The sequence below is a fragment of the Carnobacterium sp. genome (assembly GCF_032094055.1).
In the GTDB taxonomy this organism is placed as follows: domain Bacteria; phylum Bacillota; class Bacilli; order Lactobacillales; family Carnobacteriaceae; genus Carnobacterium_A.
Map to the genome: position 1 here is coordinate 6,169 of NZ_DAMDAK010000045.1, position 3,441 is coordinate 9,609.

Sequence of the window (3,441 nt, forward strand, 5' to 3'; positions counted from 1 at the left end):
ACTTACCTTTAGCCGCTAAATACTGTTCAAAGTTCAGTAGGTTATTGATAACGCCTTTAATCGTCTTTTTTGAATAATTTCTGATAGACAATTCATAACTAAATTCTTCAATTGCCTCAGATAGTTTTAGAGAACACAAAAAAAGCACCCACCTTCCTAATTAAATAGGAAAGCAAGTGCTTTAAAATGCGTATAATATTTAGTAAATTAGAAAAGTAGATATTCCATCTTCCACAACGTTACTAATCTGTATGCCCCTGTATAAATGCTGTTATATAGCTGTTTATAAGGGTAAAGATTACATTTCTGCATTATGAAAGACTTCTGAAACATCGTCATCGTCTTCTAATTTATCCAACATTTGTTCAAAAATAGCTTTTTTATCTTCTGGTATCTCAACGGTTGTTTGAGGAACCATTGTTACTTCTGATTTAGCTAAAATATAGCCTTCTTTTTCTAAAGCGTCACGGACTGCTGGAAAATCAGATGGATCTGTATAAATTTCAAAAACTTCTTCTGAAGTCTCCATCTCTTCTCCGCCCGCTTCTAAAACGCTCATCAGCATAGTATCTTCATCAACCTCTAAACCTTCACGTTCAATTGCAATATATCCTTTACGTTCGAACATATAGCTGACAGAACCTTTTTCTCCCATCGTTCCGCCATTTTTATTGAAAGCAACACGTACGTTTGTACCTGTCCGATTTAAGTTGTCTGTTAGAGCATGTACTAAAACAGCGATGCCGTTTGGTCCATACCCTTCATAAGTTACTTCATCGTAGTTTTCATTTTCTGCTGTGTTACTGCCTTTTTTTATGGCACGTTCAATATTGTCATTCGGCATATTATTTGACTTTGCTTTATCCATCACCATGCGCAATGAAGGGTTTGTGCTCGGATCAGGTCCACCGCTTTTCACAGCCATATAAATTTCTCTTGATATTTTTTGAAAAATTTTGCCGCGTTTTGAATCTTGTGCATTTTTACGTCCTTGGATATTATTCCATTTTGAATGTCCTGCCATTCCATTCCCTCATTTCATTGTGTATTCGGGCAAACAAGCCTTATCCATTCTACCAAAAAACCAACCATCGAGCAAATTTTTTAATGATAATACGAGTTATTTTAACGTGAAGAACGAAAACCGTTTTTTCGTTTCTTTTTAGGATGATGAAAAAAGAAAAAGAGTAGTGCTAGTATAATTGCAGTCATTGCTCCTATGCTGTCTAATTGAACGTCTTGCAGCAAAGGTGTTCGGTTAGGTGTGATGCCTTGATGGAATTCATCAACAGCTGCATAACCAGTCGTTAAGAACCACGAAACTAATGCTGCCAAACTTATGCTTGTCATTTTATTTTTCAGTCCTAAAAACCAGCATAAACCCAATAAAAAATAAGTTCCAAAATGAGCTCCTTTGCGAATAAAAAATTCTATAAATTTACTATAACCTAAAGCTGAGATACTGACCTCGCTTTCAGCATAAGTAAATTGTAAATTACTCAATACATTTTTTAATGGTTCTTTCGCTAATAACTGATCTAATACAGGTGTAATAGACTGTTTTTCATATGGCTGAGAAGAACTATAGAATAATACAATCATAATAGCTAATGCTAATCCGATAAATAAATTGTCTTTTGTTGCTAAACGCATTTCTTTCCTTCCTTTCATCAACCTGCCTTCTAGATTCAACACAAACTATAAAAAGGCAGAGTTATTTACAACCCACTATCATCAGTATAGCAAAAAAAACTTTTTTTCTATAGAAAAATAAAGTAAAGCAGCGCTCTATCATTGCTGATAAAACACTGCTTTATTTGCATTCCCTATTCTATTTTCTTTATAACCATTGTTTATTTACTTTAATATAAATATCTTTAACTATTTGAGTTAATACAATATATGCTAAAACGATTAGAATCATCCATTTCCAGTAATTTGCCGGTAAAGCTACAAAATCAAAGAAGGTGCCGAATGTGCTTCCTGGAATCAATACAGCAGCCGCTACAACAGCAATTGTTGAGAGTATCACACTCATGCTGGCTCTGCTTTGGATAAATGGTATTTTTTTCGTTCTAATGACGTGTACGACAACTGTTTGAGTGATCAACCCGATCACAAACCAGCCGGAGTGGAATAAAGCAGCGTCTTGGACAGTATTAGCTTGGAAAACAAACCACATCAACATAAAGGTTAAGATATCAAAAATAGAACTGATCGGTCCTACACTAAAAGTAAATTTCAATAAATCAGATGTTCCCCATTTAGCAGGGTTCATTAAATCTTCCGAATCCATCTTATCCCAAGGTATCGTTAATTGAGCAACATCATAGATGAGGTTTTGGACTAAGAGTTGAATCGAAAGCATTGGTAAGAACGGTAAAAAGGCGCTGGCTACTAATACACTAAAGACATTCCCAAAGTTCGAACTGATGGTCATTTTAATGTATTTCATCATGTTGCCAAAAACAGTCCGACCTTCTAACACTCCATCTTCTAAAACCGTTAAACTCTTTTCTAACAGAATGATTGAGCTAGCTTCTTTAGTAATATCGGCTGCAGTATCAACAGAAATTCCTACATCAGCTGTTCTTAAAGCAGGGGCATCATTGATACCATCACCCATAAATCCAACGGTGTGACCTTTCTGTTGCAACAATTCAATGATTCTAGCTTTTTGTGTAGGGTTTAATTTTGCAAACAGATTGATCCCTTCTGTTGCATCCATCAATTCTTTATCATCCATTGTCTCCAATTCCGTGCCAAGAATCACACGATTTACTTCAATCCCAACTTCTTTGCAGATTTTTTGAGCAACGATTTCGTTATCGCCAGTCAACACTTTTACGTTAACGCCATGTTCATGAAGCGACTGAATAGCTGTTATAGAAGACTGTTTTGGCGGGTCTAAGAACCCCATGAATCCTACTAACACCATGTCTGCTTCATCTTTAATAGAATAAACAGCTGAATCATGCACATTTGTTTTTTGTAATTCTGATGTCAATGAAACAACTTCACCGTTTAATTCAACATACTGACAAACTTTCAGCATTTCTTCTACTGCACCCTTAGTAATCATCAGTTGCTGATCTCCTGCTTTGACAGCTACCGTTAAGCGACGTCTTGAAAAATCAAATGGAATCTCATCGATTTTTTCAATTTTCTCTAATTCACTTTCTTCACGGTTTTCACTAAAGTATTCAATAACAGCGTGATCCATCACGTTTTTCCAACCCGTTTGGTAATTTGAATTCATATAGGCTAATTCTAAAACTCGATCGCTTTCTTCTCCGATCGGATTTATATGGCGTACCAAAACAACTTTATCTTCTGTGATGGTTCCAGTTTTATCTGTACATAAAACATCCATGGCGCCTAAGTTTTGAATAGCATTTAGTTCTTTAACAATTACTTTTTTCTTAGACATTGTAATTGCGC

The 3,441-nt window shown here is 35.5% G+C and carries 3 protein-coding genes; all 3 read right to left on the bottom strand.

Translation table 11 applies throughout. The annotated features are described in order from the left end of the window. Positions 1-298: 298 nt before the first annotated feature. Positions 299-1,024 (bottom strand): YebC/PmpR family DNA-binding transcriptional regulator, encoded by a 726-nt coding sequence (locus RT405_RS08140; RefSeq protein WP_313469028.1) that lies wholly within the window; start codon positions 1,022-1,024, stop codon positions 299-301. Positions 1,025-1,125: 101 nt separating this feature from the next. Then, complete coding sequence (locus tag RT405_RS08145) at positions 1,126-1,653, bottom strand: VanZ family protein (protein ID WP_313469038.1); 528 nt, start codon at positions 1,651-1,653, stop codon at positions 1,126-1,128. A 187-nt stretch (positions 1,654-1,840) separates the two neighbouring features. Further along, the coding region (locus RT405_RS08150; protein ID WP_313469029.1) for an HAD-IC family P-type ATPase at positions 1,841-3,441 on the bottom strand (1,601 nt) is incomplete at its 5' end.

Coding starts and splice junctions, on each gene's coding strand:
- RT405_RS08140 (WP_313469028.1), bottom strand. CDS start 1,024: ATGGCAGGACATTCAAAATGGAATAATATCCAAGGACGTAAAAATGCA.
- RT405_RS08145 (WP_313469038.1), bottom strand. CDS start 1,653: ATGCGTTTAGCAACAAAAGACAATTTATTTATCGGATTAGCATTAGCT.